The organism is Zavarzinia marina (genome assembly GCF_021568905.1).
In the GTDB taxonomy this organism is placed as follows: domain Bacteria; phylum Pseudomonadota; class Alphaproteobacteria; order Zavarziniales; family Zavarziniaceae; genus Zavarzinia; species Zavarzinia marina.
Window position 1 is genome coordinate 75,370 of record NZ_JAKGSB010000003.1, and the last position, 24,001, is coordinate 99,370.

29 protein-coding genes and 1 other RNA gene are annotated in these 24,001 nt (G+C 68.9%); 14 read left to right on the forward strand and 16 right to left on the reverse strand.

Annotated features, from left to right (window positions below; all coding sequences use genetic code 11):
* Positions 1-8 precede the first annotated feature (8 nt).
* Entirely contained in the window at positions 9-551 is a 543-nt protein-coding gene (locus L2U69_RS09215; protein WP_236106517.1) for a c-type cytochrome, read from the reverse strand.
* Between the two features lie 204 nt (positions 552-755).
* Here L2U69_RS09215 and L2U69_RS09220 point away from each other — a divergent pair, with 204 nt between their 5' ends.
* Together L2U69_RS09220 and L2U69_RS09225 are read left to right on the forward strand one after the other, a co-directional pair.
* Positions 756-1,523, forward strand: coding sequence for a 3-deoxy-manno-octulosonate cytidylyltransferase (locus tag L2U69_RS09220; protein ID WP_236106518.1), 768 nt, complete (start codon positions 756-758; stop codon positions 1,521-1,523).
* Positions 1,520-2,383, forward strand: a complete 864-nt coding sequence (locus tag L2U69_RS09225; RefSeq protein WP_236106519.1) for a prephenate dehydratase — start codon at positions 1,520-1,522, stop codon at positions 2,381-2,383. The genes L2U69_RS09220 and L2U69_RS09225 overlap by 4 nt, the downstream gene beginning before the upstream one ends.
* Positions 2,384-2,509: 126 nt before the next feature.
* Here the strand turns inward: L2U69_RS09225 and nudC are convergent, their stop codons facing one another.
* A complete protein-coding gene (gene nudC / locus L2U69_RS09230) occupies positions 2,510-3,445 on the reverse strand; it encodes an NAD(+) diphosphatase (RefSeq protein ID WP_236106520.1) in 936 nt (311 codons plus the stop codon).
* A gap of 22 nt (positions 3,446-3,467) precedes the next feature.
* The gene (locus L2U69_RS09235; RefSeq protein WP_236106521.1) at positions 3,468-4,067 is read right to left on the reverse strand and encodes a hypothetical protein; all 600 of its coding nucleotides are present in this window, start codon (positions 4,065-4,067) and stop codon (positions 3,468-3,470) included.
* A 131-nt stretch (positions 4,068-4,198) separates the two neighbouring features.
* Between L2U69_RS09235 and ffs the strand changes: the two genes are divergently transcribed.
* The 4 genes from ffs to recR all read left to right on the forward strand — a co-directional run bounded on the left by ffs (position 4,199) and on the right by recR (position 7,213).
* An RNA gene (gene ffs / locus L2U69_RS09240) (signal recognition particle sRNA small type) lies at positions 4,199-4,296 on the forward strand.
* Between the two features lie 104 nt (positions 4,297-4,400).
* Complete coding sequence (locus L2U69_RS09245; RefSeq protein ID WP_236106522.1) at positions 4,401-6,242, forward strand: DNA polymerase III subunit gamma/tau; 1,842 nt, start codon at positions 4,401-4,403, stop codon at positions 6,240-6,242.
* A gap of 10 nt (positions 6,243-6,252) precedes the next feature.
* On the forward strand, positions 6,253-6,573 hold the full coding sequence (locus tag L2U69_RS09250; protein ID WP_236106523.1) for a YbaB/EbfC family nucleoid-associated protein: 321 nt from the start codon (positions 6,253-6,255) through the stop codon (positions 6,571-6,573).
* Positions 6,574-6,595: 22 nt separating this feature from the next.
* Positions 6,596-7,213, forward strand: coding sequence for a recombination mediator RecR (recR, locus tag L2U69_RS09255; protein ID WP_236106524.1), 618 nt, complete (start codon positions 6,596-6,598; stop codon positions 7,211-7,213).
* Between the two features lie 6 nt (positions 7,214-7,219).
* On the opposite strand, the gene L2U69_RS09260 is transcribed toward recR, so the two are convergent.
* The 3 genes from L2U69_RS09260 to panD form a co-directional block, all read right to left on the reverse strand.
* Positions 7,220-7,783 carry a DUF924 family protein gene (locus L2U69_RS09260; protein WP_236106525.1) on the reverse strand — a complete coding sequence of 188 codons (564 nt, stop codon included), beginning with the start codon at positions 7,781-7,783 and terminating at the stop codon, positions 7,220-7,222.
* Between the two features lie 105 nt (positions 7,784-7,888).
* Positions 7,889-8,368 (reverse strand): transcription elongation factor GreB, encoded by a 480-nt coding sequence (greB, locus tag L2U69_RS09265; RefSeq protein ID WP_236106526.1) that lies wholly within the window; start codon positions 8,366-8,368, stop codon positions 7,889-7,891.
* Positions 8,369-8,394: 26 nt separating this feature from the next.
* A complete protein-coding gene (panD, locus tag L2U69_RS09270) occupies positions 8,395-8,799 on the reverse strand; it encodes an aspartate 1-decarboxylase (RefSeq protein WP_236106527.1) in 405 nt (134 codons plus the stop codon).
* A 129-nt stretch (positions 8,800-8,928) separates the two neighbouring features.
* Here panD and def point away from each other — a divergent pair, with 129 nt between their 5' ends.
* The 6 genes from def to L2U69_RS09300 all read left to right on the forward strand — a co-directional run bounded on the left by def (position 8,929) and on the right by L2U69_RS09300 (position 12,877).
* Complete coding sequence (gene def, locus L2U69_RS09275; protein WP_236106528.1) at positions 8,929-9,447, forward strand: peptide deformylase; 519 nt, start codon at positions 8,929-8,931, stop codon at positions 9,445-9,447.
* A 16-nt stretch (positions 9,448-9,463) separates the two neighbouring features.
* Positions 9,464-10,438, forward strand: a complete 975-nt coding sequence (fmt, locus tag L2U69_RS09280) for a methionyl-tRNA formyltransferase (RefSeq protein ID WP_236106529.1) — start codon at positions 9,464-9,466, stop codon at positions 10,436-10,438.
* Positions 10,439-10,447: 9 nt separating this feature from the next.
* Complete coding sequence (gene truA, locus L2U69_RS09285) at positions 10,448-11,218, forward strand: tRNA pseudouridine(38-40) synthase TruA (RefSeq protein WP_236106530.1); 771 nt, start codon at positions 10,448-10,450, stop codon at positions 11,216-11,218.
* Between the two features lie 90 nt (positions 11,219-11,308).
* Complete coding sequence (locus L2U69_RS09290) at positions 11,309-11,773, forward strand: RcnB family protein (RefSeq protein WP_236106531.1); 465 nt, start codon at positions 11,309-11,311, stop codon at positions 11,771-11,773.
* A 76-nt stretch (positions 11,774-11,849) separates the two neighbouring features.
* Positions 11,850-12,284: an RcnB family protein gene (locus L2U69_RS09295; protein WP_236106532.1), complete on the forward strand. Its 435-nt coding sequence runs from the start codon at positions 11,850-11,852 to the stop codon at positions 12,282-12,284.
* 65 nt (positions 12,285-12,349) lie between these two features.
* Positions 12,350-12,877: a hypothetical protein gene (locus L2U69_RS09300; protein WP_236106533.1), complete on the forward strand. Its 528-nt coding sequence runs from the start codon at positions 12,350-12,352 to the stop codon at positions 12,875-12,877.
* A 31-nt stretch (positions 12,878-12,908) separates the two neighbouring features.
* Here the strand turns inward: L2U69_RS09300 and L2U69_RS09305 are convergent, their stop codons facing one another.
* From L2U69_RS09305 to L2U69_RS09325, 5 genes are all read right to left on the reverse strand, one after another.
* Complete coding sequence (locus L2U69_RS09305; RefSeq protein ID WP_236106534.1) at positions 12,909-13,262, reverse strand: S24 family peptidase; 354 nt, start codon at positions 13,260-13,262, stop codon at positions 12,909-12,911.
* Positions 13,263-13,272: 10 nt separating this feature from the next.
* Positions 13,273-13,770: a superoxide dismutase, Ni gene (sodN, locus tag L2U69_RS09310; RefSeq protein WP_236106535.1), complete on the reverse strand. Its 498-nt coding sequence runs from the start codon at positions 13,768-13,770 to the stop codon at positions 13,273-13,275.
* 82 nt (positions 13,771-13,852) lie between these two features.
* Positions 13,853-15,031: a succinyl-diaminopimelate desuccinylase gene (gene dapE, locus L2U69_RS09315; RefSeq protein ID WP_236106536.1), complete on the reverse strand. Its 1,179-nt coding sequence runs from the start codon at positions 15,029-15,031 to the stop codon at positions 13,853-13,855.
* A 13-nt stretch (positions 15,032-15,044) separates the two neighbouring features.
* Positions 15,045-15,878: a 2,3,4,5-tetrahydropyridine-2,6-dicarboxylate N-succinyltransferase gene (gene dapD / locus L2U69_RS09320; RefSeq protein WP_236106537.1), complete on the reverse strand. Its 834-nt coding sequence runs from the start codon at positions 15,876-15,878 to the stop codon at positions 15,045-15,047.
* 86 nt (positions 15,879-15,964) lie between these two features.
* The gene (locus L2U69_RS09325) at positions 15,965-16,588 is read right to left on the reverse strand and encodes a pyrimidine 5'-nucleotidase (protein WP_236106538.1); all 624 of its coding nucleotides are present in this window, start codon (positions 16,586-16,588) and stop codon (positions 15,965-15,967) included.
* Positions 16,589-16,736: 148 nt separating this feature from the next.
* Here L2U69_RS09325 and L2U69_RS09330 point away from each other — a divergent pair, with 148 nt between their 5' ends.
* Positions 16,737-18,416: a sensor domain-containing diguanylate cyclase gene (locus L2U69_RS09330; protein WP_236106539.1), complete on the forward strand. Its 1,680-nt coding sequence runs from the start codon at positions 16,737-16,739 to the stop codon at positions 18,414-18,416.
* Positions 18,416-19,687: a DUF2336 domain-containing protein gene (locus L2U69_RS09335; protein WP_236106540.1), complete on the forward strand. Its 1,272-nt coding sequence runs from the start codon at positions 18,416-18,418 to the stop codon at positions 19,685-19,687. Before L2U69_RS09330 ends, L2U69_RS09335 begins: the two co-directional genes overlap by 1 nt.
* A gap of 18 nt (positions 19,688-19,705) precedes the next feature.
* On the opposite strand, the gene argB is transcribed toward L2U69_RS09335, so the two are convergent.
* Genes argB through rnpA form a run of 5 tightly spaced genes read right to left on the reverse strand, consistent with a single transcriptional unit; the run spans position 19,706 to position 23,998 of the window.
* Positions 19,706-20,647 (reverse strand): acetylglutamate kinase, encoded by a 942-nt coding sequence (argB, locus tag L2U69_RS09340; protein WP_236106541.1) that lies wholly within the window; start codon positions 20,645-20,647, stop codon positions 19,706-19,708.
* A gap of 46 nt (positions 20,648-20,693) precedes the next feature.
* Positions 20,694-21,368 (reverse strand): ribosome biogenesis GTP-binding protein YihA/YsxC, encoded by a 675-nt coding sequence (yihA, locus tag L2U69_RS09345; protein ID WP_408065811.1) that lies wholly within the window; start codon positions 21,366-21,368, stop codon positions 20,694-20,696.
* A 22-nt stretch (positions 21,369-21,390) separates the two neighbouring features.
* On the reverse strand, positions 21,391-23,262 hold the full coding sequence (gene yidC, locus L2U69_RS09350) for a membrane protein insertase YidC (RefSeq protein WP_236106543.1): 1,872 nt from the start codon (positions 23,260-23,262) through the stop codon (positions 21,391-21,393).
* Positions 23,262-23,576 carry a membrane protein insertion efficiency factor YidD gene (gene yidD / locus L2U69_RS09355; RefSeq protein ID WP_236106544.1) on the reverse strand — a complete coding sequence of 105 codons (315 nt, stop codon included), beginning with the start codon at positions 23,574-23,576 and terminating at the stop codon, positions 23,262-23,264. Before yidD ends, yidC begins: the two co-directional genes overlap by 1 nt.
* Positions 23,573-23,998, reverse strand: a complete 426-nt coding sequence (rnpA, locus tag L2U69_RS09360; RefSeq protein ID WP_268967334.1) for a ribonuclease P protein component — start codon at positions 23,996-23,998, stop codon at positions 23,573-23,575. Before rnpA ends, yidD begins: the two co-directional genes overlap by 4 nt.
* Positions 23,999-24,001: the final 3 nt, after the last annotated feature.

Here is a 24,001-nt window from a genome sequence, read left to right on the forward strand (position 1 = left end):
GGCCGCGATCAGGGCAGCGGCGCCGGATTGTCCGCCTGTTCGCGCAGATAGGCGATCAGGTCCGCGCGCTGTTCCGGCTTCTTCAGGCCGGCAAAGCCCATCTTGGTGCCCGGGGCATATTCCTTCGGGCTGCGCAGGAATTCGTAGAGCGAGTCGTAATCCCAGGGTTCCTGGATGTTCTTGATCGCGTCCGAATAGGCGAAGCCTTCCATGTGGCCGTGCTTCGCGCCGACGACACCCCAGAGGTTCGGACCGACCTTGGCCGGACCACCCTTCTCGATGGTGTGGCAGGACGCGCATTTGACGAACTGCTTCTTGCCGGCCTCGGCGGAGGCGGAGGCGAGCAGGGTCTCGATCGGCGGGTCTTCCGGCGCGGCCTCGGCGACGGCCGCGCCGTCACTGCCCTCTTCCTCGACGCCTTCGACGACGTAGGCCGGCTTTTCCAGCTCCTCCGGCGCGACGAGCGCATTGCCGATGTTGCCGATGACCAGAAGAACCAGCACGCTGCCCAGCACCGCACCGGCGATTTTGTTGAATTCGAAGGAATCCATGTGCCCTCGTCCCCTCTGTTCGGGCCAGAAACATCCCGACAGGCGCGCGGAGATTAGCCGCTTCCAAGCAATAGGTGCAACCCGTATAAGGTCGCGCGATCGCCTCGGAAACTGACGGCAAGGCGCGCGATCTTCTCTGTGTCATGTTGCCGCAGTGCCGTCTTGCCGCCAAGGCGTTGTCGAATGGTCCCACAGGAATCCGTCATGAGCGAAAATTCCCCCGCCCCAGCTCTTCCGGCGATGGTGGTGATTCCGGCGCGCATGGCCTCGACGCGCCTGCCGGGCAAGCCCCTGGCGGACATCTGCGGCGCGCCCATGATCGTTCAGGTGTGGCGCCGGGCGATGGAGGCGGATGTCGGCCCCGTGGTGGTCGCGGCGGCCGAACCCGAGATCGCGGATGCCGTGACCGCCGCCGGCGGCCGCGCGGTGCTGACCGCGCCCGACCTGCCCTCCGGCTCCGACCGCATCGCCGAGGCGCTGGCGATCGCCGATCCCGAGGGGCGGGCGCGGATCGTGGTCAACGTCCAGGGCGACCTGCCGACCATCGATCCGGGCGAGATCCGCGCCGCCCTTCGCCCCATGGCCGATCCCGCGGTCGACATCGCCACCCTGGCGGCCGAGATCCGTATCGAGGAAGAGCGCACCAACCCCAATGTGGTGAAGGCCGTGGTCGCCTGGCAGGGCGCGACGGGGGTCGGCCGCGCACTCTATTTCACGCGGGCGACGGCGCCCCATGGCGCCGGCGCGCACTGGCATCACATCGGGCTTTACGCCTATCGTCGCGACGCGCTGACCCGATTCGTGCGGCTGCCGCCGTCGCCTCTGGAACAGCGCGAGAAACTGGAGCAATTGCGGGCGCTCGAGGCCGGCATGCGCATCGACGTGGTGGCGGTCGATACCGTCCCCCTCGGCGTCGATACGCCGGAAGACCTCGCGCGGGCCCGCGCCATCATCGAAAGCCGCATCCGATGACCTTCGATCCCGCCATCGTCGGCAATGCCGTGGTCGCCTATCAGGGCGCGCCCGCCGCCTTCTCCCATCAGGCGCTGAACGAATTGTTTCCGGACGCGACGCCGCTCGCCTGCCCGACCTTCGACGAGGCGCTTTCGGCGATCAAGGACGGCCGCGCCGATTATGGCGTGATCCCGATCGAGAACACGCTGGCCGGCCGCGTGGCCGACATCCACCAACTCCTGCCCGGCGCCCATCTCTATATTGTCGGGGAATATTTCCTGCGCATCCGGCACCAGTTGGTGGCCCCGAAGGGCGCCACCCTCGAAGGCCTGAAGACGGTGCACAGCCATCAGATGGCCCTGGCGCAATGCCGCGACCTCCTGAACCGGCATCATCTGACGCCGGTGGTTCACGACGACACCGCCGGCGCCGCCCGCGACGTCGCGCTCTGGAACGACCCGACCGTCGGCGCCATCGCCTCCAGCCTGGCGGCCGAGACCTATGGCCTCGACACGCTGGCGGCGAACGTCGAGGACGCGGCCCACAACACGACGCGTTTCATCGTGCTCTCGCGCAGCCGACACGATCCGCCCCAGGGCGCCGCCAGCGTCACCACCTTCGTCTTCCGGGTGCGCAACGTGCCGGCCGCCCTCTACAAGGCGCTGGGCGGCTTCGCCACCAACGGCATCAACATGACCAAGCTCGAGTCGTATCAGATCGAGGGCAGCTTCACCGCGACCCAGTTCTACGCCGATATCGAGGGCCATCCGAACGACCGCTCGGTCCAGCTCGCTTTCGAGGAACTGGCCTTCTTCTCGACCAATGTCACCGTGCTCGGCTGCTACCCGGCGCATCCCTTCCGGACCAAGAATTATTGAAGCGGCGCGCTCTCGCCGAAAGCTGTGTTTCGCCCCTCACCCAAGCCTCTCCCCGGAGGGGCGAGGGCTTTAGTGGGTTCCCTCGCCCCGCTTGCGGGGAGAGGGGTGGGGTGAGGGGCTTTACGGTCAGACCTCGCCTTCGACCCAGGCGCGGACCAGATGGTGCGCGATCGCCAGGGGCGGGGGCAGGGCGAGGTCCGGGTTGCGGCCTTCGAGGGCGGCGGCGCAGGCCGCGCGGTCGAACCAGCCCGCATCGTCCAATTCGTCGCCGTCGACCGTGATCGCCTCGGTCTTCGCCTCGGCGAAGCAGCCGACCATCAGGGACGAGGGGAAGGGCCAGGGCTGGGTGGCGTGATAGGTGACGGTGCCGACGTCGATTCCGGCTTCCTCCTTCACCTCGCGGCGCACCGCCTCTTCGATGGTCTCGCCCGGCTCGACGAAACCGGCGAGCGCCGAATAGAAGCCGGGCGGGAATTTCGGCTGGCGGCCGAGCAGGCAGCGGTCGCCATGGATCGCCAGCATGATCACCACCGGATCGGTGCGCGGGAAATGCTCCGCCCCGCAGTCGGGATTGGTGCAGCGGCGCGACCAGCCGGCCGCTTCCATCGCGCTCGGCGCGCCGCATTGGGCGCAGAAGCGGTGGCGGGCGTGCCAGTCGACCATGGCCTTGGCCTGGGCGGCGATGGCGGCGTCGCGCGGGTCGATGGTCATGGCGGCGGCGCGCATGTCCTGAAAGCGGCCGAAGCCCGCGAGGGTGCCGCCCCGGGCCGGATCGGGTCCGGCGGAGACATCCACCGCGAAGACCGCCGAATCACCCTCGGTGCCCAGAAACACGGGCGGCGGGGCCGCCGCCACCAGGTCGTCGATCAGGCCGGGCCGCAGCAGGCCGAGCTGATGGGTGCCGCCGTCCTCGATGATGAAGGGGCGGGTGCGCCACAGCGGCAGGAACAGCGAATCGGCGGATTTCAGCTTCGCCGCCAGCCAGGCTTCGTCCTTCCGCCGTTCGGCGGCCCGGTCGAGGGGATTGCCGGCGAAGGTGGTCGCGGCGCTGGGTTCTGTCATGACGGCTGGACCTCCGGCGGGTTCAATCGCCGGCAGTCGAAGCACGCCCGGGCGGTGCGCGCAAGGTCCGTTCGCATTCCGACGCCTTGAACTGCAGATCGCGCAGGGCCGTGCCCTCGTCCGGCAGGTCCGGATCGCAGCGCCGCGCCAGGGTCAGCCACATGCGATAGCGCGCCGCCTGGGACGCGCCGGCGGCGGCATCCGGCGCGGGCAGGGGCGGGGCGTCGACGGCGGGGCGCAGCGGCGGCGGATCGGCCGGGGCCAGGATCAGGGCGGCCTGGGTCACGTCGGCCGGCTGGCGCGCCACGATCCAGCTTTCGCCGCCGTCGTCGGACTGATAGAGGCCGGTGCCGTCGCTCGCCAGCAAGGTGTCGCCCCAGAGGGCAAGCTTGTAGCCATTCTCGTCATAAGGCGAGGGGGAGCCGGCGAGGCGGTCGAGACAGCCTTCGAGATCGAGGGTGCGGGGGATCTCCCACTTCTCCTTGACGAGGCGGCGGCAGGCGGCGGTATCGCCGTCGTCGGCCGTCACGGCAGCTTGGCCGGGGGTGGGCGCGAGCAGGGCCATGGCGACGGCAAAAGCCGGCGCCAGCGGGATCGTCGCGATGCCTCGGGCCTTCTTCATGGTGCCAATGTCGTCCCTCTGGATGCCCCCGTCCACCGGGATCGCACCCGAAACCGTTGATATGCAAGGGCTTTCCGGGAAATTTGCGCGACCCCCTTGCCGAATGGCGCGGCTTGGTCGATATAGGGGGCGGGAGGTTGGCGGTGGACAGGTCCCTCGCCAACCCGGTCAGGTCCGGAAGGAAGCAGCCGTAACGAATTCGATCTGGGTCGTTGTCCAGCCTCCCACCCCGAAGAAGCCGCGTTTCGACGCGGCTTTTTTCGTGGCCCCGCCGTGCCTGGGCGCGGCTTTTTTCATGGCAAGCGGGCAGTGCAGCGGCCACAATCGCCCGCGATGACGGACAATCCGATTCCGATGGACACCCCGGCCGAGCCCTATCGCGTCCTGGCCCGGAAATACCGCCCCTCGACCTTCGCCGAACTGATCGGTCAGGAGGCGATGGTGCGTACCCTGACCAATGCCATCGCGGCGGGGCGGCTGGCCCATGCCTTCATGCTGACCGGCGTGCGTGGCGTCGGCAAGACGACGACGGCGCGAATCATCGCCAAGGGCCTGAACTGCATCGGCCCGGACGGCAGGGGCGGCCCCACGGTCGAGCCCTGCGGCACCTGCGCCAATTGCATCGCCATCGCCGAGAGCCGGCACATCGACGTCCAGGAAATGGACGCCGCCAGCCGCACCGGCGTCAACGACATCCGCGAGATCATCGAGGGCGTGCGCTTCGCCGCCGTCCAGGCACGCTTCAAGATCTACATCATCGACGAAGTGCACATGCTCTCGACCAGCGCCTTCAACGCGCTCTTGAAGACGCTGGAAGAACCGCCGCCCCATGTGAAGTTCATCTTCGCGACGACCGAGATCCGCAAGGTGCCGGTAACCGTGCTGTCGCGCTGCCAGCGTTTCGACCTGCGCCGTATCGATCAGGACCGGCTGATCGCCCATCTGGGCGGAATCGCGGCCAGGGAGGGGGCGAACGTCAGCCCGGCGGCGCTGGCGCTGCTGGCGCGGGCAGCCGAAGGTTCGGTGCGCGATGCCCTTTCGCTGCTCGATCAGGCGATCGCCCATGCCGCCGGCGAGGTCGGGGAAGAGGCGGTGCGCGACATGCTCGGCCTCGCCGACCGCGCCCGCGTTTTCGATCTCTTCGAGATGGTGATGCGCGGCGACGCCAAGGCGGCGCTGACCGAATTGGGCGATCAATATGACACCGGGGCCGATCCCGCCGTGGTGCTGCAGGACCTGCTGGAACTGTCCCACTGGCTGACGCGCCTCAAGATCGTGCCCGAGGCGGCGGCGGAGGCGACAGCTTCCGAACACGACCGCAACCGGGGCCTCGAACTCTCACGTGCCCTGTCGATGCCGGTGCTGGCACGGAGCTGGCAGATGCTGCTCAAGGGCCTGGGCGAGGTCCGGGTGGCGCCCAGTCCGCTGTCGGCCGCCGAAATGATCCTGATCCGCCTTGCCTATGCCGCCGATCTGCCGCCGCCGGCCGATGTGGTGAAGCAATATGTCGAGGAACGGGACGGCAGGACGCCGCCGCGCGGCCCCCAGGGCGGCGGCGGGGGCGGACCCGCCGCCTATGGCGGCGCGCCGGCCGTGGCCCGTCAGCCCGTGCCGGCGGAAGCGCCCGGCCGTGCCCCGATGGCCAGCCGGGACCACCAGCCCCGGGCGGAAGGCAATGTCGTCTATCTGAACCAGGAAGAGACGGCGCCGGCCGTGCCCGACAGTTTCGCGGCGGTCGTCGCCCTGTTCGAGCGCCACCGCGAGATCATGCTGTCGGCCCATCTCTCCAACGATGCCCATCTGGTCGAATTCGCGCCGGGACGGATCATCCTGCGCCTCGCCCCCGGCGCCCAGAACCGCCTGCGCGAGGTCGCGGCCAAGCTCGACGCCTGGACCGGCATGCGCTGGACCATCGACACCTCGACCGAGACCGGCGCCGACACCCTGGGCAACCAGGCGCGGGAGGCGCGCAATGCCCTGGTCGAGCGCCTGAAGGCCTCGGCCCCGGTGCGCGCGCTGGAGACGGCGTTTCCCGGCATCCGCCTGCTGGACGTCCGGCCCCTGCCGAAACAGGGCATGACCGGCCCGCTTGACGACGAGGCCGAGGAAACCGACATGGACGACGAGGATGCCCCCATCCTGGACATCTTCGATTTCGACACCGACGACGATTGAGGCTTCGGCAATGAAGATCATGGACATGATGAAGCAGGCCCAGGCCATGCAGGCCAAGATGGCCGAGATGCAGAACAGCCTGGACGAGGTCGAGGTCGAGGGCCGTTCGGGCGGCGGCCTGCTGACAGTCACCATGACCGGCAAGGGCGACGTGAAGGGGGTGAAGATCGACCCCAGCCTGATCGTGCCCGAGGATGCCGAGGTGCTGGAGGATCTGGTGGTCGCCGCCGTGCGCGACGCCAAATCCAAGGCCGAAGCCCGCATGGCCGAGGAAATGCAGAAGGCGACCGCCGGCCTCGGCCTGCCCGCCGGCTTCAAGATGCCGTTCTGACGGCGATCGGGCGACGGGCGGCATGGCGGTCGGCGGCCCCGAGCCGGGCGGCGCGCTCGACCGGCTGATCCAGCTCCTCGCCCGGCTGCCGGGCCTGGGGCCGCGGTCGGCCCGGCGCGTGGCGCTGCATCTGCTCGCCCGGCGCGAAAGCCTGATGGCGCCCCTGGCGGCGGCCATGGCCGAGACCCTGGAGAAGGTCCGTCCCTGTCCGGTCTGCGGCAACCTCGATACGGTCGAACCCTGCGCCATCTGCCGCGATGCAGGGCGCGACGGCAGCGTGCTCTGCGTCGTCGAGAATGTCGGCGATCTCTGGGCGATCGAACGTTCCGCCGCCTTTCGCGGGCGCTATCACGTGCTGGGCGGCCATCTCTCGGCGATCGACGGCGTCGGCCCCGGCGATCTGCGCATCGACGGGCTGATCGGGCGTCTCGGCGACGGCATGGTGCGCGAGGTGGTGCTGGCGCTGAACGCCACGGTCGACGGCCAGACCACGGCCCATTACATCGCCGACATCCTGGCCGACCGGCCGATCGCCGTCACCCGCCTTGCCCATGGCGTGCCCGTCGGCGGCGAACTCGATTATCTGGACGACGGTACGCTTGCCGCCGCCCTTCGCGCGCGTCGGCCGTCGGAAGGCTGAGGGGCGTCAGCCCGAAAAGCCGCCCTTCGCCAGGAATTCGCGTTCCGCCGCCGTGGTTTCGCGGCCCAGTGCCGGGTTGCGGTGGGGGAAGCGGCCGAAACGGGCGATGATGTCGCGGTGGATTTCGGCATAGGTCTCCACCTCCCGGCCGAGGGGGCGCATCAGCTCGACCGAGAGATCCTGGTCGGCCAGATCCTCGGAATGCTCGAAGGGCAGGTAGAAGAAGCCGCGCAGTTCCGGCGCCACCACCTTGTCGTGGCCGAGCGCCAGGGCGCGCCGGGCGAAATGGCGGGCCAGCCCGTCGGTCGCGAACATATGTGCCGTATCGCGGAAGGCGTTGCGCGGAAACTGGTCGAGCAGGATGATCAGCGCCAGGGCGCCGTCGGGCGTCATGGCCCAGGAATCCAGGCGGCGCGCGGCGGCGGCCAGATGCCGGTCGAGGAAGCGGTCGCGAAAGTCCGTGTCGAAGGCTTCGTCCTTCGAGAACCATTTGTCCGGGCCGGCGGCGCGCCAGAACGCGATGATCGCTTCGGCGTCCGAGACAGGCTGGAGCGGAACGGCCTTGAGCATGGCGTTGGTGTCCTTGTGGCAAGATCCCGTGGATCGTCTGCCGCCTTTCTAGCAGACAACTTCTTAACATGACGCGAACGCGGCATTTCCCCGTTCCGGAGAGTCTCAGTAGCGGATGGCCACCACTTCGAGGCTCTCCGGCCCCTGGGGCGTGCGGACTTCGACCACGTCGCCGACCTCGGCCTTCAGGAGGGCGCGGGCGACCGGCGAGATCCAGGAGATTTCGCCCCGGTCGGTGCGGGCCTCGTCGGTGCCGACGATGCGCACGGTCTTCTCCACGTCGTCGTCGCCGACATAGGTGACATGGGCACCGAAGAAGACGCGGGACTTCACCTTCTGGGCGGCGGGGTCGACCACGGTCGCGCCTTCGAGGCGCTTGATCAGGAAACGCAGGCGGCGGTCGATCTCGCGCAGGCGCTTCTTGCCGTAGATATAGTCGCCGTTCTCAGAACGGTCGCCGTTGCCGGCGGCCCAGGACACCACCTCCACCACCTTCGGCCGCTCCACCCGCGTCAGGTGGCGCAATTCGTCCGCCAGGCGGGCGTAGCCTTCGGGGGTGATGTAGTTTTTCGGTCCTTCGCTCAATGGGGCCGTCGCTCAGTCGGGGACCATCACTCGGCGGCGGCGCCCCAGCCGGCGGCCGGCTGCACCGCGATGTCGGTCGCCGTCTTCTTGATCCGGTTCTCGTCGTCGACATAGACCAGCCTGGCCTCGAAGGACGGCAGTTCCGCCTCCTCGACCTCGACATAGGCGGCGATGATCAGGATGTCGTTCTTCTGGGCGAGACGGGCGGCGGCGCCGTTCAGCGAGATCACGCGCGAACCGCGCTCGGCCCGGATGATGTAGGTCGAGAACCGCTCGCCATTGTTGACGTTGTAGATGTCGATCTTCTGCAGCGGCAGCAGGCCCGAGGCTTCGAGCAGATCCTCGTCGATGGCGCAGGAGCCCTCGTAGTCGAGTTCGCAATGGGTGACCTTCACCCGGTGCAGCTTGGCCTGCAGCATGGTCCGGCGCATGGCTTTCTCCCCTCGGCATGAAAGTTGGCGCCGGTCCTAGCATCGGGTGGATCCGGAGACAAGAAGGGTATGTGCCGCGCGCATCGCCGCCGCCTTGACGCCGCCCGCCGGACATCATACCTGTGGCCCATGGCCATGCGACCCATCCTCATCGCGCCCGATCCGCGCCTGAAACAGAAATCGACACCGGTCGAGGTGTTCGATGCCGATCTGCAATGCCTGATCGACGACATGTTCGAGACCATGTATGCGGCGCCCGGCATCGGCCTCGCCGCGATCCAGGTCGGCGTCGCCAAGCGCCTGCTGGTCATCGACATCTCGCGCGAGGACGAGGAGAAGGCGCCACGCGTCTTCATCAATCCCGAGATCGTCTGGACCTCGGAGGGCGAATTGTCGACCTATGAGGAAGGCTGTCTCTCGGTGCCGGAGCAATATGCCGAGGTGCAGCGCCCGTCCCGCGTCCGCGTTTCCTATCGCGACCGCGACGGCGAAGCGCACGAGGAAGAGATGGAGGGCCTGCTGGCCACCTGCATCCAGCACGAGATGGATCACCTCGAAGGCATTCTCTTCGTCGACCATCTCTCGCTCGCGCGGCGCTCCATGCTGATGCGCAAGCTCGCCAAGTCGCGCAAGTTCGCCCGGGTCTGACCCGGTTCCGCCACCCATGTCCGCTGCGCCCCACCGGCTCCGTCTCGCCTTCATGGGCACGCCCGATTTCGCCGTGCCGACCCTGGAGGCGCTGATCGCCGCAGGCCATGACGTCGCCGCCGTCTACAGCCAGCCGCCGCGCCCGGCCAATCGCGGCCACAAGCTCACCCCCTCGCCGGTCCACAAGGCGGCGGAGGCGGCGGGTATCGAGGTGCGCACGCCGAAGAGCCTTAAGGGTGTGGAGGAGCAGAAGGCTTTCGCCGATCTCGGCCTCGACGCCGCCGTCGTTGTCGCCTATGGCCTGATCCTGCCGGCGGCCGTCCTCTGGGCGCCGCGTCTCGGCTGCTTCAATCTCCATGCCTCCCTGCTGCCGCGCTGGCGCGGCGCGGCGCCGATCCAGCGCGCCATCTGGGCCGGCGACGACGAGACCGGCGTCGCCGTCATGGCCATGTCGGAGGGGCTCGACGAAGGACCGATCGTGCTCGAGGAAAAGATCGACATCGGGCCGGACGACAATGCCGGCACGATCCACGACCGTCTCGCGGCGCTGGGCGGCCCCTTGATGGTCGACGGCCTCGCCCTGATCGCGACGGGCCGGGTGACGCCCCGCGCCCAGGAGGCGGAGGGCGTGACCTATGCCCGCAAGATCGCCAAGGACGAGGCGCGCATCGACTTCACCCAGTCGGCGGAAGCGGTGGATTGCCAGATCCGCGCCCTGGCGCCGAGCCCCGGGGCCTTCACCGAAATCCTGGGCGAACGCTGCAAGATCCTGCGGGCCGAAGCCCTGCCGGAGGATGGTGGCGATGCCGTGCCCGGCACGGTCATCGACGCCAATTTGACCATCGCCTGCGGCACGGGCGCGATCCGGCCCCTTCTGGTGCAGCGCGCGGGCCGCGGCGCCCAGCCCGTCGCCGAGTTCCTGCGCGGTTTCGCGGTGCCCGCCGGCACGATCGCCGGCTTCCCGGTCGCCGCCGGCACGATCGCCGGCTGAGGGCCGGCCATGGCGCGCTATCGCCTGACCATCGAATATGACGGCGGCGCCTTTTCCGGCTGGCAGCGCCAGGAGGAGGGGCGCGCCTCGATTCAGGGCGCGATCGAGGCGGCGGCGGCCCATTTGAACGACGGCGCGGCGCCCACCCTGCATGCCGCCGGACGGACCGATGCGGGCGTCCATGCCACGGGCCAGGTCGCCCATTTCGACATGGCGCGCGATATCGACGGCGTCGGTCTGCGCAACGCCCTGAACTTCCACCTGAAGCCCCTGCCGATCTCGATCCTGGAAGCGGCGCGGGTGCGCGACGATTTCCACGCGCGCTTCTCCGCCATCGGGCGGCGCTATCGCTATCGCATCCTCGACCGCCGGCCGCCGCCGGCCCTCGATCTCGGCCGGGTGTGGCATACCTGTCGGAGGCTGGACGTCGAGGCCATGGCGGCGGCGGCCCGCGTCCTGGTCGGGCATCACGACTTCGAGAGTTTCCGCGCCACCGGCTGTCAGTCGAAATCGCCCGTCAAGACCCTCGACGCGCTCGACGTGCTGCGGGTCGGGGAAGAGATCCATGTCCATGCCGCGGCACGCTCGTTCCTGCATAACCAGGTGCGGATCATGGTCGGCACGCTCCGGCTGGTGGGCGAGGGCAAATGGGGGCCGGCGGATGTCGCGGCGGCGCTGGCCGCCCGGCGGCGCGACGCGGCGGGGCCGACGGCCCCGCCCGAAGGCCTGGTGCTGACCGCCGTCGACTACGACGACCGGGGCGATCTGCCGGGTCCGTAGCACCGGCACAGGAATCCGGCACAGGAAACCGGCACGCCGAACGTTCCAGAGGTGAATGTTCGCCAGTCGAATGGCTGAAGGAGACGTGCCGTGAACAAGACACTCGCGACGATTCTCGCCCTTTCCGTCGCCCTGACGGCGCCGCTCGCCGCCATGGCCCAGGGCGGGCCGCAACCCTATCCCCAACAGCACCAGGACAACCCGCACCAGGACAACCCGCACCAGGGCAGCCCGCATCGGAGCGGCCAGCGCCACGACGATCGCGGCCATGACAGGCGTCCGGTCGTGACCATCGACCACAGCCGCCAGGAACAGGTGCGGCAATGGCAGCAGCACCATCGGGGCTGGCATCAGCCGGTGCCCCAGAGCGTCAGCCGGACCGTGGTGGTGAACAGCCGGCTGGTGAAGGGGCACTATCGCCGCCCGCCCCATGATCTGGTCGACATCCTGCCCCGCCCGCCCGCCGGCTATGCCTATTTCGCGGTCGGCGGCGATGTCGTGCTGGCGGCGATCGCGACCGGCATCATCGCCCAGATCGTGCTTTCCGGGCATTGACCGCGGCGCCGGCCATGGGAACCCTTGTGGCTTCGGATGCGTTGAACGTTCCGAAGGCAGAAGGAGCACAGCAACCATGGTCGGAACCGGAAACCGCGCCGGTGCGGGACTTGCCGCCGCCTGGCTCGGGCTTTCCCTGGGTCTGGCGGTCGCCCTGACGGCGCCGGCCGCCCAGGCCGACACCGGCAGGAAAAGCGGCTACGGCGGCGCCCGTGTCGTGACCGTCGCGGCCGACCTCGGCTTTTCGGCGACCGATCGCCAGATCGTCTCCAATTTCTTCCTGCGCAATTCGGGCTATTACAGCAGCCTTCCGCCGGGGCTGCGCCGACAGCTCGTGACCAAGGGGCGCCTGCCGCCGGGCATCGCCAGGAAGGCGCTGCCGCCCGGCCTGTCGAACGCCCTGCCGCCGGCGCCCCGGGGCTATCAGCGCATGATCGTCGGGCCCGACGTGCTGCTGGTCGAGACCGCGACCGGGATCATCCTCGACATCATCCGTGACGTCGTTCGCTGACGGCGACGGAACCCGGGGCCCCGCACCGGGTTTATCCGACAGTTCCCCGATGGGAGGATACGACGATGGGTATCAGCAAGACACTGACGATCGCCGCCCTGGCCGCGGCGCTGACGCTGCCCGCCGCCGGGGCTTTCGCCCGCGATCGCGGACATCACGACGATGGTGGTTACAACCGGTATTCGTATCAGAACGGACATGGTCACGGCTACGACGACGGCCGGCGCTACGGCGACCGCGACCATCGCCATCCGTCCCAGGCCTATGCCCGGGGTTACGGCCGTGGTTACGACAAGGGCTATGGCGGCGGCTACCGCGACGGCGTGCGCTTCGAACAGCGCGAGCGCCAGCATTTCCATCACTGGTACAAGCGTTATCCGGCCTATTACCGGCCGATCCCGCCGGGTCATTATCATGGGCCGGTGCGCGGCGCCCATCTGCCGCGCGGCTACTACCAGCCGCTGCATCCGGTCCTGGTGGCGCAGCTTCGCCCGCTGCCCTACGGCTACCGCTACTATTCCGTGGGCGCCGACGTGGTCATCGCCTCGATCGCCACGGGCATCATTCTGGACGTGATCCTGGGCGGCCGCTGAACGGTCCGCCCGTGATGTGATCTTGTGGATCTCATTGCCGGCGGCGCGCGCCGAAGCGAAAGCCCGGGACGCGGACGACCACGCGGGCGACGATCTGGCATTCCGACACGCCGCCGAGGTCGATCGACGGCGCCGAGGCGGGGCCGTCGCCCGAAAGCCGGAAGCGGCCGTCCGCCGCGCGCGGGCCGAGGCGCTTGATCATCTGAAGCTCGCCCGGCCGCCGGACGCAGACGACGTCGCCGGGACGCGGCGGCCGGCCATGTCCCGGCAGGCGCCCGACGGCGATGTCGCCGTCGCGGAAGGTCGGCGCCATGCTCCGCCCCCGGACGCGGAACAGGCGCCAGCCCGACCACGGCGTGCCCATCGCCGGCGCGCGGAACGTCAAGGCGCGGGCATCAAAGCACGGGGTAGACGACGTCCAGCTTGGGCGGATAGGGGCAGGGCCTGCGCATGGTCTCGATCCCCTTGGTCGTCCAGAAGATCTCCGCGAAACGATTGACCAGGTCGACCAGCTTCTCGCCGTCGGCCCGATGGACGTCCTGGCGGCAGGCGCTCGCGGCCTGCATGATCTTCTGGGTCAGGTCATGGATCTCGGGGTGTTTCTCGACCAGCGGCGCCTTGAAATAGTCGCCCCAGATGATGCGGATCTCGGCCTTCACCTTTTCCGCCTCGCTCTCCTTGGCCGCGATGTTGCGCACCAGCGTATTGAGGCGCGACGCCTCGTCGACCCCGGTCTTGGCCGCGACCTCGTGGATGATGTCCATCATGCGCACCACCGAGACGGCGGCGATCAGGGCGGGGCCGGGGTCGTAGATGCCGCAGGGGATGTCGCAATGGGCGTGCGCGTCCTCGATCGCCGGCAGGCGGCCGATCAGTCTGTCGAGCAGGGTCATCCTGTCTTCCTTCGGTTGCGGAATGCCGCCTCGAAGCTAGATCAGATGATATTGATTCTCAATGTCGACAATGGCAGCCGGCTCAGCGCGCCGTCCGGAAGAAGTGACGCAGCATGTCGTGATAGATCCGGGTCAGGCGCTCCAGATCCTCGACCCGGACCTTTTCGTCCGCCTTGTGCATGGTTTCGCCGACCATGCCGAATTCGATCACCGGGCAATGGCGCGCGATGAAGCGGGCGTCCGATGTGCCGCCGCTGGTCGAGAGCTCGGGGATCGTGCCGGTCTCCGCCTGGACCGCGGCGGTGACGATCTCCGACAGGGCGCCGGGCTCGGTCAGGAAGGCTTCGCCCGAGACCCGGGTCTCCAGATCATAGGCAAGGCCGGTCCCGTCCAGGGTTCGCCGCAGCAGGGCGTCGAGCGAGGCGCCGGTGTGGCGGTCGTTGAAGCGGATGTTGAAACGGGCCGTCGCCACGCGGGGGATGACGTTGGTCGCCGCATTGCCGACGTCGATGGTGGTGATTTCCAGATTCGAAGGCTGGAAATGCTCGGTGCCGTCGTCGAGATGCAGGGCGTCCAGCGCCCCGAGCAGGCGCACCAGCCCGGGGATCGGATTGTCGGCCAGATGCGGATAGGCGACATGACCCTCGACGCCGGTGACCGTCAGCACGCCGTTGATCGAGCCGCGGCGCCCGATCTTGGCCATTTCGCCGAGACGGCGGGGATTGGTCGGCTCGCCGACGACGCAGGCGTGCCAGACTTCGCCCCGGGCCGTCAGGGTCTCCAGCATCTTCACGGTGCCGTTGATCGCCGGGCCCTCCTCGTCGCCGGTGATCAGCAGGGAGATGGCGCCGCCGCGCGGCACCTTGCCGTTGTGATCCGCGAGGAAGGCGCTGGCGGCGGCGGTAAAACAGGCGATCGCGGCCTTCATGTCGGCGGCGCCCCGGCCCAGCAGATAGCCCTGATCGACCGTCGCCTCGAAGGGATCGACGGTCCAGCGCGCCCGCTCGCCCACCGGCACCACGTCGGTATGGCCGGCGAAGCAGAAATGCGGGCCGGCGCCCGAACCGTCGCCGATCCTCGCATAGAGATTGTCGACGTCGGGCGTGCCGGGTTCCGAAAAGGGCAGATGCTCGACGCTGAAGCCCAGCGCCTTCAGGACCCCGCCCAACGTGTCCAGCGCGCCGGCGTCATCGGGCGTCACGCTGGGGCAGCGGATCAGTTCGATCGCCAGCGGCAGGGCATCCAGCACCGGGGGCTTCATCGCCGTCGCCGCCTCAGTCGCGCAGCAGTTCGTTGATCGAGGTCTTGGAGCGGGTCTGCTCGTCGACGCGCTTCACGATCACGGCGGCGTAGAGGCCGGGTTCGCCCTGGCCCTTGCCGGGGATGGTGCCGGGCACCACCACCGAATAGGCCGGCACGCGGCCCCGGAACACTTCGCCCGTGGCACGGTCGACGATCTTGGTCGAGGCGCCGATATAGACGCCCATGGACAGCACCGCGCCGGTCTCGACCACCACGCCCTCGGCCACTTCCGACCGGGCGCCGATGAAGCAATTGTCCTCGATCACCACGGGGCCCGCCTGCAGGGGCTCCAGCACGCCGCCGATGCCGGCGCCGCCCGAGATGTGGCAATTGGCGCCGATCTGGGCGCAGGAACCGACGGTCGCCCAGGTGTCGACCATGGTGCCCTTGCCGACATGGGCGCCGACGTTGACGAAGCTCGGCATCAGCACGACACCGGGGGCGACATAGGCGGACTTCCGCACGAAGCAGCCGGGCACGGCCCGAAAGCCGGCGGCCTTGAAGCGGGCATCGTCCCAGCCGTCGAACTTGCTCGGCACCTTGTCGTACCAGGCGCCGGCGGCACCGGGCCCGCCCGGCACGGCGACGGAATCGTTCAGGCGGAACGACAGCAGCACCGCCTTCTTCAGCCATTGGTTGACGACCCAGCCCGTGGGCCCGGGTTCCGCCACACGCGCCTTGCCCCCATCCAGCAGTTCCAGCGCGGCATCGACGGCCTCGCGCACCACGCCCGTGGTGGCGGCATTGATGCCGTCGCGCGCCTCCCAGGCGGCTTCGATGGTGGCTTCGAGTTCGCTTGCGGCCATTGTCGTCGACTCCCGATCAAAATCGGGTGGACATTAGGGGCCCGTCCGCCCAAGTCAACCGCCGCCTGCGGCGGCGACGCCCGCGTTCAGGCGTGTCCGGCGAGGAAGGCGGCCAGATCCTCGGCGACATGGTGGACATGGTCGCCGCCGCCCTGGGCCCCCCAGTCGGTGCCGTTGGGGATCCACACCGTGGCCATGCCGAGATCGGCCGCCGGCTTCAAGTTGCGGGCCATGTCCTCGACCATGGTGGCGCGGCGCGGATCGAAGTCGAGGGCGGCGATCATGTCGGCATAGGGCACGGGTTCGGGCTTGGGCACGAAATTGGCGGCGACGATGTCGAAGATGCCGTCGAAATGGCGCTCGATGCCGAGCCGGGCCACCACCCGTTCGGCATGGCGCCGCGAGCCGTTGGTGAAGATCACCTTCCGCCCCGGCAGCGCGGCGAGAACGTCATCCAGCCGGGGGGCGGCGTCCAGCGGCCCGAGGTCGATTTCATGGACGAAGCGGAGGAATTGATGTGGGTCAACGCCGTGTTCCTCCACCAGACCTTTCATGGTCGTGCCGTGTCGTTGGAACAATTCGCGTTTGAGCGCGCCCGCCGCCCCGTCGTCCATGGCCAGATGGTGACGGATGAATTCACGCATGCGCGCCTCGATCTGATCGAACAGCCTGCACGACGCGGGGTAGAGGGTGTTGTCGAGGTCGAACACCCAGGTTTCCGTCTGTTTGCTTCGGGAGCGTGCCATGACGGGGAGAGTGGGCGGAAAGCCGGTGGCCGGCAAGGGGCGTCAACGATTTCTTGACGAAGGCGTTCTAGCCTCGGTGGTCGTCAATACCGCCGGGACGGAATCCACCGCAATGTCGCGTGAGGCCATGGAAGAAAAAGTACCGTTCAGCCGCCCCAGTGCCGCGGCGGTACTCGACCGTCTGGTGGAAAGCCACCCCGGTCCCGCGCTGATCGTCGGCCAGGGAATTCGGGTCGTCGAATCCAATGACGCCGCCCGCCCCCTGATCGAGGCGCTGCGCGCCGGCCACGGCGAACTCATCGATCTCCTGGACCAGACCCGCAACGGCACCGAAGGCCATCGCGCCGAGATCGTCCTGGTCTCGGGCAAGGTCTTCGACGTCGCCGCCACCCCGATCGGCGCCGCCGTCCTGTTGACCGCCCGGGATCTGACGGGCGAGCGCCAGCGCATCGGCCGTTTCGCCGAACAGGCGGCGCGCCTCGCCGACATCATGGACTGCCTGTCCGACTTCGCCTTCGAGACCGACCGCGAGGGGCGTTTCGTCTTCTGCGCGCCCGACGTCGCCTTCGGCTACCGGACGTCATCCCTGATCGGGCATTACGCCGTCGACCTTCTCGACGGCGACTGGCTGGAAGGGCGGAGCGATCCCTTCATCGGCGAACGCGCCCTCGCGGGCGTCGAAGTCTGGCTGGCGGGGGCGGATGGAACCCGGGTGGTGACGCAAATGTCGGCCCGGCCGGTGCTCGACGATCTCGGCCGCTGCGTCGGCCTGCGCGGCTTTCTGCGCGATCTTTCCGGTGTCCGCGCGCGCGAGACGGCACTGACCCAGGCCCTCGACCGCGAACGTCTGCGCGGGGCCGTGGTCGATGCCATGCGTGGCGCCGGCGGGCCCGAGCGGGCGATCCGTGTCGCCGCCGAAGCCTCTCTCGCCTCGCTTCACGCCCAGGGCGCCCTGGTCATGGCGCGCGATGCCGACAGGCGGATGAATGCCGTCCTCGGGCTCGGCGACGCGGGCGCCGCGCTCGGCGCCGAGGTTTCCGACGCGGTGACCCGCATCGCCGCCCAGGACCAGGTGGCCGGCCGGGTCGAGACCCGCGCCGTGGGCGCCATGTCGGCCCTGATCGCACTGGCGGTCGAGGGCGGCGTGGCGGTCGGCGCCATCGTCCTGCTGCGGCCGCGCCATCTGCCGTGGACCGGCATCCAGGCGGGCATTCTCAGCGCCGTGGCGGATCAGCTCGGCCTCGTCCTCGGCATCCGCGAGCGCGTCGGCCAGCTCGAACGCCTGTCCCGCATCGATGCCCTGACCGGCATCCTGAACCGCCGCGCCTTCGACAACGAAATGCCCGGCCGCCTGCGCCAGGCCGACCGCGACGCCGGCGGCGTGCTGCTGCTCGTCGACCTCGACGACTTCAAGCCGGTGAACGACCGTTTCGGCCATGCCATGGGCGACAAGGCGCTGAGCCTGATGGGCGCCGCCTTCCGCGGCCTGGTCGGCCGGCACGAGATGGTGGCGCGCCTCGGCGGCGACGAATTCGCCTTCTGGCTGCCGGGCTGCGACGGCCAGCAGGCCTTCGCGCGGGCGGACGCATTCCACGGCGTGCTCTACGATCTCGACCGCCGGCCGGACATGCCGTCGCTCGGTCTCGGCATGTCGATCGGCATCGCCGAGGTCCGCACCGGCAGCGGCGAGAATCTGGACAATCTGATGGCGCGCGCGGATGCCGCGCTCTATCGCGCGAAGCAAGGCGGGCGCAACCGCACGGAACTGGCGCCCCGCACCGGGAAGGATTGATGTTCAAGCGGCTTTTCGGACGCAATCGGCAGGCCGCGATGGAGGTCCTGCCCTATGAGGCGCAGCGCGACCGGCTCGAATCGGGCCAGACCCGGGACCGCCGGACGCTCGCCGCGCGCGAGGACACGCGCCCGGAAATCCTGTTCTATCTCGCGGACGACGAGGATGTGGACGTGCGCCGCGCCGTCGCCTCGAACGTCTCCACACCCCACCAGGCCGACCGCCGCCTGACCGCCGATCCGAGCGAGGACGTGCGCTGCGACCTGGCGCGCAAGGTCGCCCGCCTCCTGCCCGACCTGCCGCCCGAGGAACAGAGCCGGATGCGCGACCGGGTGATCGAACTGATCGACATCCTGGCGCGGGACCAATTGCCGGCGGTGCGCCGCGTGCTGGCCGACGAGTTGAAGACCAGCCGCAACGTGCCGAAGCGCGTCGTGCAGCAGCTCGCCGCCGATCTCGATCTGATCGTGGCGGCGCCGATCCTCGAGTATTCGCCCCTTCTGAACGACGACGACCTTCTCGAGATCATCGCCACCTGCCGGGTCGAAGGGGCGCTGGCCGCGATTTCGCGCCGCCGCAACCTGCCGGACAAGGTGTCGGAGGCGATCGTCGCCACCCTCGACATTCCGGCCGTCGCCGCGCTGCTCGCCAATCCGAGCGCGGCGCTGCGCGACGACGTGCTCGACCGTGTGATCGATGCCGCGGCCTCGGTCGACGCCTGGCACCAGCCGCTCGTGCTCCGGACCGAATTGTCCATGCGCGCGATCCGCCGCATCGCCGGCTTCGTCGCGTCGTCGCTGGTCGATCAGCTGATGTCGCGGAACGATCTGGACGAAGAGACGGCGGCCACCCTGGCGCGCCGCGTGCGCGAGCGCGTCGCCGCCGGCGCCCACGAGAATCCGCAGCAGGAATTCGAAAGCCTGGTCGCCGCGATCCAGGCGCAATACCGCAAGGGCGAGCTGGAGGAATCGGAGATCGAGGCCGCGGTCGACGGCGGGCGCCGCGATTATGTCGTCGCCGCCCTTTCGGTCTGCGCCGGCCTGCGGCCCGTCGCCGTCCGCCAGATCCTGGGCTCGCGCCTGCCGAAGCCGGTGGTGGCGCTGATCTGGCGCGCCGGCCTTTCGATGCGTCTCGCGGTCAAGATCCAGCGCCAGTTCGCCCTGATCCCGCAGTCGTCGATCCTGCACGCGCGGGGCGGCACCGCCTATCCGCTGTCGCCCGACGAAATGGCCTGGCACCTCGAATTCTTCGCCCTCGACGGCAACCGCTGAGCGAGGATTCGCTGGGCCTCAGTCGGCCTGGCGCTCGATCATGGTGCCGGCGCCGTGGGAGGTGAAGGTTTCCAGCAGCAGGGCGTGGGGTGTGCGGCCGTCCAGGATGACCGCCGCCTCGACCCCGTTCTCGACCGCTTCGAGGCAGGTCTCGACCTTGGGGATCATGCCGCCGTGAATGGTCCCGTCCTCGATCAGGGCACGGGCCTGGCCGGCCGTCATGCGGTCGATCAGCTTGCCTTCCTTGTCGAGCACGCCGGGGACGTCGGTCAGCAGCAGGAAGCGCGAGGCGCGCATGGCGGACGCGATGGCGCCGGCCGCCGTGTCGGCATTGATGTTGTAGGTGTGGCCGTCCTCGCTGATGCCGATGGGCGCGACCACGGGAATGAAGTCCGAACGCTCGAACAGATAGAGGATGCGCGGATCGACCGAATCCGGTTCGCCGACGAAGCCGAAGTCCAGCACCTTCTCGATGTTGCTGTCGGGATCGCGCTTGGTCTTGGTCAGCTTGCGGGCGCGGATCAGCGGGCCGTCCTTGCCCGACAGGCCGACGGCATTGCCGCCGGCCGCGTTGATCGAGCCGACGATCTGCTTGTTGATGGAGCCGGCAAGGACCATCTCGACCACTTCGACCGCCGCCTGATCGGTGACCCGCAGCCCGTCGATGAAGGACGATTTGATCGCCAGGCGTTCCAGCATCTTGCCGATCTGCGGCCCGCCGCCGTGAACCACGATGGGATTGATGCCGACCTGCTTCAGAAGGACGATGTCCCGCGCGAAGGCCTTGCCCGCCGTGTCGTCGCCCATGGCGTGACCGCCGTATTTGACGACGAAGCTGCGGTCGGCATAGCGCCGCATGTAGGGCAGGGCTTCGGTGATGGTGGCGGCCGTGTGCAGCCAGCGGGTGCGCAGCTTCAGGTCCGCGCGCTCGGCGGCGCTGATCTCGGGCTTGTCGCTCATCACTTCCTCTTCCTGCTCGGGCCTTACGGGCGGTGGCGGGCCTCGCTTAACGCGAAACGGGCGGTTTGCCAAGGGCGGCGAGGGCGGCGCGCAATTCGGGAATGCCGGCGCCGCTCTCGCTCGAGGTCGGCATGATCACCGGATGCGCGGCGACATGGGGGCGGATCTCCTCGGCCACGCGCTTCATCATGGCGTCGAGTTCCGCCGGCTTCAGCTTGTCGGTCTTGGTCAGCACCACCTGGAACGACACCGCGGCCTTGTCGAGCTGGGTCATGGCGGCGTGGTCCGGTGCCTTGGGCCCGTGGCGGCTGTCGATCAGGACGAGGACGCGCTGCAGGTTGGGGCGGCCGGCCAGATAGGTCTCGGTCAGGTAGACCCATTGCGCCACCTTGTCCTTCGAGACCTTGGCGAAACCGTAGCCCGGCAGGTCGACGAGGGCGAGGCGCCCGGCCAGATCGAAGAAGTTGAGCTGCTGGGTGCGCCCCGGGGTGTTGGAGACGCGGGCCAGGGTATTGCGCCCGGTGAGCGCATTGACCAGGGACGACTTGCCGACGTTGGAGCGCCCGGCGAAGGCGACCTCGGGCAGGCCCGGCGGCGGCAGTTCGGAAAGTTTCGCCGCCGCCCAGGTGAATTTGCATTCACCGGCGAAGAGAAGGCGCCCCGCCTCGATCGTCTCGGGGGTCGGGGCGCCGTCCTCGGCGCGGAGCGCGTCGCTCACGATGGGCGCTTTCGGGCCCGTCCGGTCAGCGCTTGCCCGGAGGGCGGCCGCCGGTCGGATTGCCCGAGCGGCCGGGGGTCGGGGCCTTGGCCTTCCTGCCCGCCTTGTCGCCGTTGGCGGCACCCGCCTCGACGGGCGCGGCGGCGGTGATCATCGGCGGCGTCTGGCGCCGGATCATCCATTGCTGGGCGATCGACAGCAGGTTGTTCCACGTCCAGTAGATCACCAGGCCGGCCGGGAAGCTGGCCAGGAAGAAGGTGAAGACGATCGGCAGGAACATGAAGATGCGCTGCTGCACCGGATCGGGCGGCGCCGGATTCATCTTCTGCTGCATCCACATGGAAATGCCCATGAGGATCGGCCAGACGCCGAGCGCCAGGAAGCCCGGCGGATCCCAGGGGATCGCGCCGAAGAGATTCAGCACATGGGTCGGATCGGGCGCCGAAAGATCCTGGATCCAGCCGAAGAAGGGGGCATGGCGCATCTCGATGGTGACGTAGAGCACCTTGTAGAGCGAGAAGAACACCGGGATCTGCACCAGGATCGGCAGGCAGCCGGCCAGCGGGTTGATCTTCTCGCGCTTGTAGAGCGCCATCAGTTCCTGTTGCTGGCGCGCCTTGTCGTCGGCGAAACGCTCGCGCAGGCGCTGCATCTCGGGCTGCACGTCCTTCATCTTGTTCATCGCCCGGTAGGATTTGTTGGCCAGCGGGTAGAACAGGCCCTTGATGATCAGGGTCAGGATCAGGATGGCGACGCCGAAATTGCCGACCATGCGGTAGAGGAAGTCGAGGATCAGGAAGATCGGCTTCGTCAGGAAGAAGAACCAGCCGAAATCGACGGCATATTCGAACATGGCGATGCCGAGATCGTCGCGATAGGCCTGCAGCAGGTCGACGATCTTGGCGCCGGCGAACAGCCGATGGGTGGCGACGCCGATGGTGCCGGGCACGACCGTGGTCGCGTCGCCGACATAGGACACTTCATAGCGGTCGCGATTGCCGTAATGGACGTGGTCGAAGGTGCCGGTGATGGCGGCATCCTGGGCCGGGATCACGGCCGCCAGCCAGTATTTGTCGGTGATGCCGATCCAGCCGCCGGTCGATTTGGTGGCGGGCGGGTTCTCTTCGCGCAGGTCCTTGTAGTCGTGTTCCTGGACCTTGCCGTTCAGGACGCCGATCGGGCCTTCGTGCAGGATGAACAGGCCTTCGGTCTCGGGCGTCTCGATGCGCACCACGTCGGCGCGGGGATAGAGGGCGACGGCGCCGCCGGTCCTGTTCTCGACCCGGTCCTCGATCGTGAACATGTAGTTGGCGTCGAGGCCGATGACGCGGGTGAAGATCAGGCCTTCGCCATTGTCCCAGGTCAGGGTCACGGGCGTCGTCTCGGTCAGCTTGCCCGAACCTGTCCAGAGCGTATCGGGCCCCGGCAGCTTCACCGTGGCGCCGGCCGGCGCCGACCAGCCGAAATCGGCGAAATAGGGGGCGAGCGAGGCGAGCGGCGAGAGCAGCTTGATCTCAGGGCTGTCGGGATCGACGGTCTCGCGGTAGTCGCGCAGGGTGACGTCGTCGATGCGCGCGCCGCGCAGCGCGATCGAGCCGTGCAGCTTTCCGGTCTCGATGGCGATCCGGGGCGACAGCGCCAGCGCATCGGCGCGCTCCATCAGCACGTCGGGGCCGACCAGCTCGCCGTTGCCGGCGGGGGCCGCCGGGCTGCCGGGCGCGGGCGCCGCTGCCGGCGTGGCGGGGGTCGCGGGCGCGGCGGCCGGGGTGCCCGACGTCGCTGTCGCCGTTTCGGGCGCGGGCGCCGGCGGCATGATGACGTCCGAGAAATACTGGAAGCCCAGCATGATCACGAGCGAAAGGCCGAGTGCGAGAAGAAGATTGCGGTTTTCGAACATCACCGGCACCTGTGGGCGTGATGGGGGGCTCCGCCGCCCTTGGACGACGCGGGACTGGGAGAATGGCCTGGGGACCGGCGCGGCGGCACCGGGTCATAGCCGTGACCGCCCCAGGGATGGCAGCGGCACAGCCGGCGCACTGTCAGGGTGCTGCCCCGGACCGGGCCGTGGACCCGCAGCGCCTCGAGGGCATATTCGGAACAGCTCGGCATGTAGCGGCAGGCCGGCGGCATGGCGGGCGAGATCAGATAGCGCCAGACCAGGACCGGCAGGCTGAGGATCCGCGCCAGAAGCCGGGACAGCGAGGCGGTCATGGCCGCGCCTCCCGCAGCAGCCGCAGACGACCGAGCGCGGTCGTCAGATCCTCGCGCAGCAGCGCGAACGACCGGGTCGCTGTTTCCTGGCGGGCGATGAGAACATAGTCGATGCCGCCCTGGGCCCGGCGGGCGACGACATCGGCCGCCAGTGCGCGCAGCCGGCGCTTGGCCCTGTTGCGGGTGACGGCATTGCCGACCTTGCGCGAGGCCGTGAAGCCGACGCGGGCGGCGGCGGGATCGGAATCGGGGCGGGCCATGGCCTGCAGCATCAGGCCCGGGGTCGTGAACTTTCGCCTTGCCCCTGCCACCGCCAAGAACTCCTGCCGTGTCTTCAGGCGAACGAGCCGCAGCGGCGCCACCGTCCCTTGCGCGGGGCCGGCTTGCGGCTGCGGCTGATCCTCAGAGGCCGGCCCCTGCATGGC

Excerpts from the sequence above, each read along its gene's own strand:
- L2U69_RS09215 (WP_236106517.1), bottom strand. The coding sequence starts at position 551 with ATGGATTCCTTCGAATTCAACAAAATCGCCGGTGCGGTGCTGGGCAGC.
- L2U69_RS09220 (WP_236106518.1), top strand. The coding sequence starts at position 756 with ATGAGCGAAAATTCCCCCGCCCCAGCTCTTCCGGCGATGGTGGTGATT.
- L2U69_RS09225 (WP_236106519.1), top strand. The coding sequence starts at position 1,520 with ATGACCTTCGATCCCGCCATCGTCGGCAATGCCGTGGTCGCCTATCAG.
- nudC (WP_236106520.1), bottom strand. The coding sequence starts at position 3,445 with ATGACAGAACCCAGCGCCGCGACCACCTTCGCCGGCAATCCCCTCGAC.
- L2U69_RS09235 (WP_236106521.1), bottom strand. The coding sequence starts at position 4,067 with ATGAAGAAGGCCCGAGGCATCGCGACGATCCCGCTGGCGCCGGCTTTT.
- L2U69_RS09245 (WP_236106522.1), top strand. The coding sequence starts at position 4,401 with ATGACGGACAATCCGATTCCGATGGACACCCCGGCCGAGCCCTATCGC.
- L2U69_RS09250 (WP_236106523.1), top strand. The coding sequence starts at position 6,253 with ATGAAGATCATGGACATGATGAAGCAGGCCCAGGCCATGCAGGCCAAG.
- recR (WP_236106524.1), top strand. The coding sequence starts at position 6,596 with ATGGCGGTCGGCGGCCCCGAGCCGGGCGGCGCGCTCGACCGGCTGATC.
- L2U69_RS09260 (WP_236106525.1), bottom strand. The coding sequence starts at position 7,783 with ATGCTCAAGGCCGTTCCGCTCCAGCCTGTCTCGGACGCCGAAGCGATC.
- panD (WP_236106527.1), bottom strand. The coding sequence starts at position 8,799 with ATGCGCCGGACCATGCTGCAGGCCAAGCTGCACCGGGTGAAGGTCACC.
- def (WP_236106528.1), top strand. The coding sequence starts at position 8,929 with ATGGCCATGCGACCCATCCTCATCGCGCCCGATCCGCGCCTGAAACAG.
- fmt (WP_236106529.1), top strand. The coding sequence starts at position 9,464 with ATGTCCGCTGCGCCCCACCGGCTCCGTCTCGCCTTCATGGGCACGCCC.
- truA (WP_236106530.1), top strand. The coding sequence starts at position 10,448 with ATGGCGCGCTATCGCCTGACCATCGAATATGACGGCGGCGCCTTTTCC.
- L2U69_RS09295 (WP_236106532.1), top strand. The coding sequence starts at position 11,850 with ATGGTCGGAACCGGAAACCGCGCCGGTGCGGGACTTGCCGCCGCCTGG.
- L2U69_RS09300 (WP_236106533.1), top strand. The coding sequence starts at position 12,350 with ATGGGTATCAGCAAGACACTGACGATCGCCGCCCTGGCCGCGGCGCTG.
- sodN (WP_236106535.1), bottom strand. The coding sequence starts at position 13,770 with ATGACCCTGCTCGACAGACTGATCGGCCGCCTGCCGGCGATCGAGGAC.
- dapE (WP_236106536.1), bottom strand. The coding sequence starts at position 15,031 with ATGAAGCCCCCGGTGCTGGATGCCCTGCCGCTGGCGATCGAACTGATC.
- dapD (WP_236106537.1), bottom strand. The coding sequence starts at position 15,878 with ATGGCCGCAAGCGAACTCGAAGCCACCATCGAAGCCGCCTGGGAGGCG.
- L2U69_RS09330 (WP_236106539.1), top strand. The coding sequence starts at position 16,737 with ATGTCGCGTGAGGCCATGGAAGAAAAAGTACCGTTCAGCCGCCCCAGT.
- L2U69_RS09335 (WP_236106540.1), top strand. The coding sequence starts at position 18,416 with ATGTTCAAGCGGCTTTTCGGACGCAATCGGCAGGCCGCGATGGAGGTC.
- argB (WP_236106541.1), bottom strand. The coding sequence starts at position 20,647 with ATGAGCGACAAGCCCGAGATCAGCGCCGCCGAGCGCGCGGACCTGAAG.
- yidC (WP_236106543.1), bottom strand. The coding sequence starts at position 23,262 with ATGTTCGAAAACCGCAATCTTCTTCTCGCACTCGGCCTTTCGCTCGTG.
- yidD (WP_236106544.1), bottom strand. The coding sequence starts at position 23,576 with ATGACCGCCTCGCTGTCCCGGCTTCTGGCGCGGATCCTCAGCCTGCCG.
- rnpA (WP_268967334.1), bottom strand. The coding sequence starts at position 23,998 with ATGCAGGGGCCGGCCTCTGAGGATCAGCCGCAGCCGCAAGCCGGCCCC.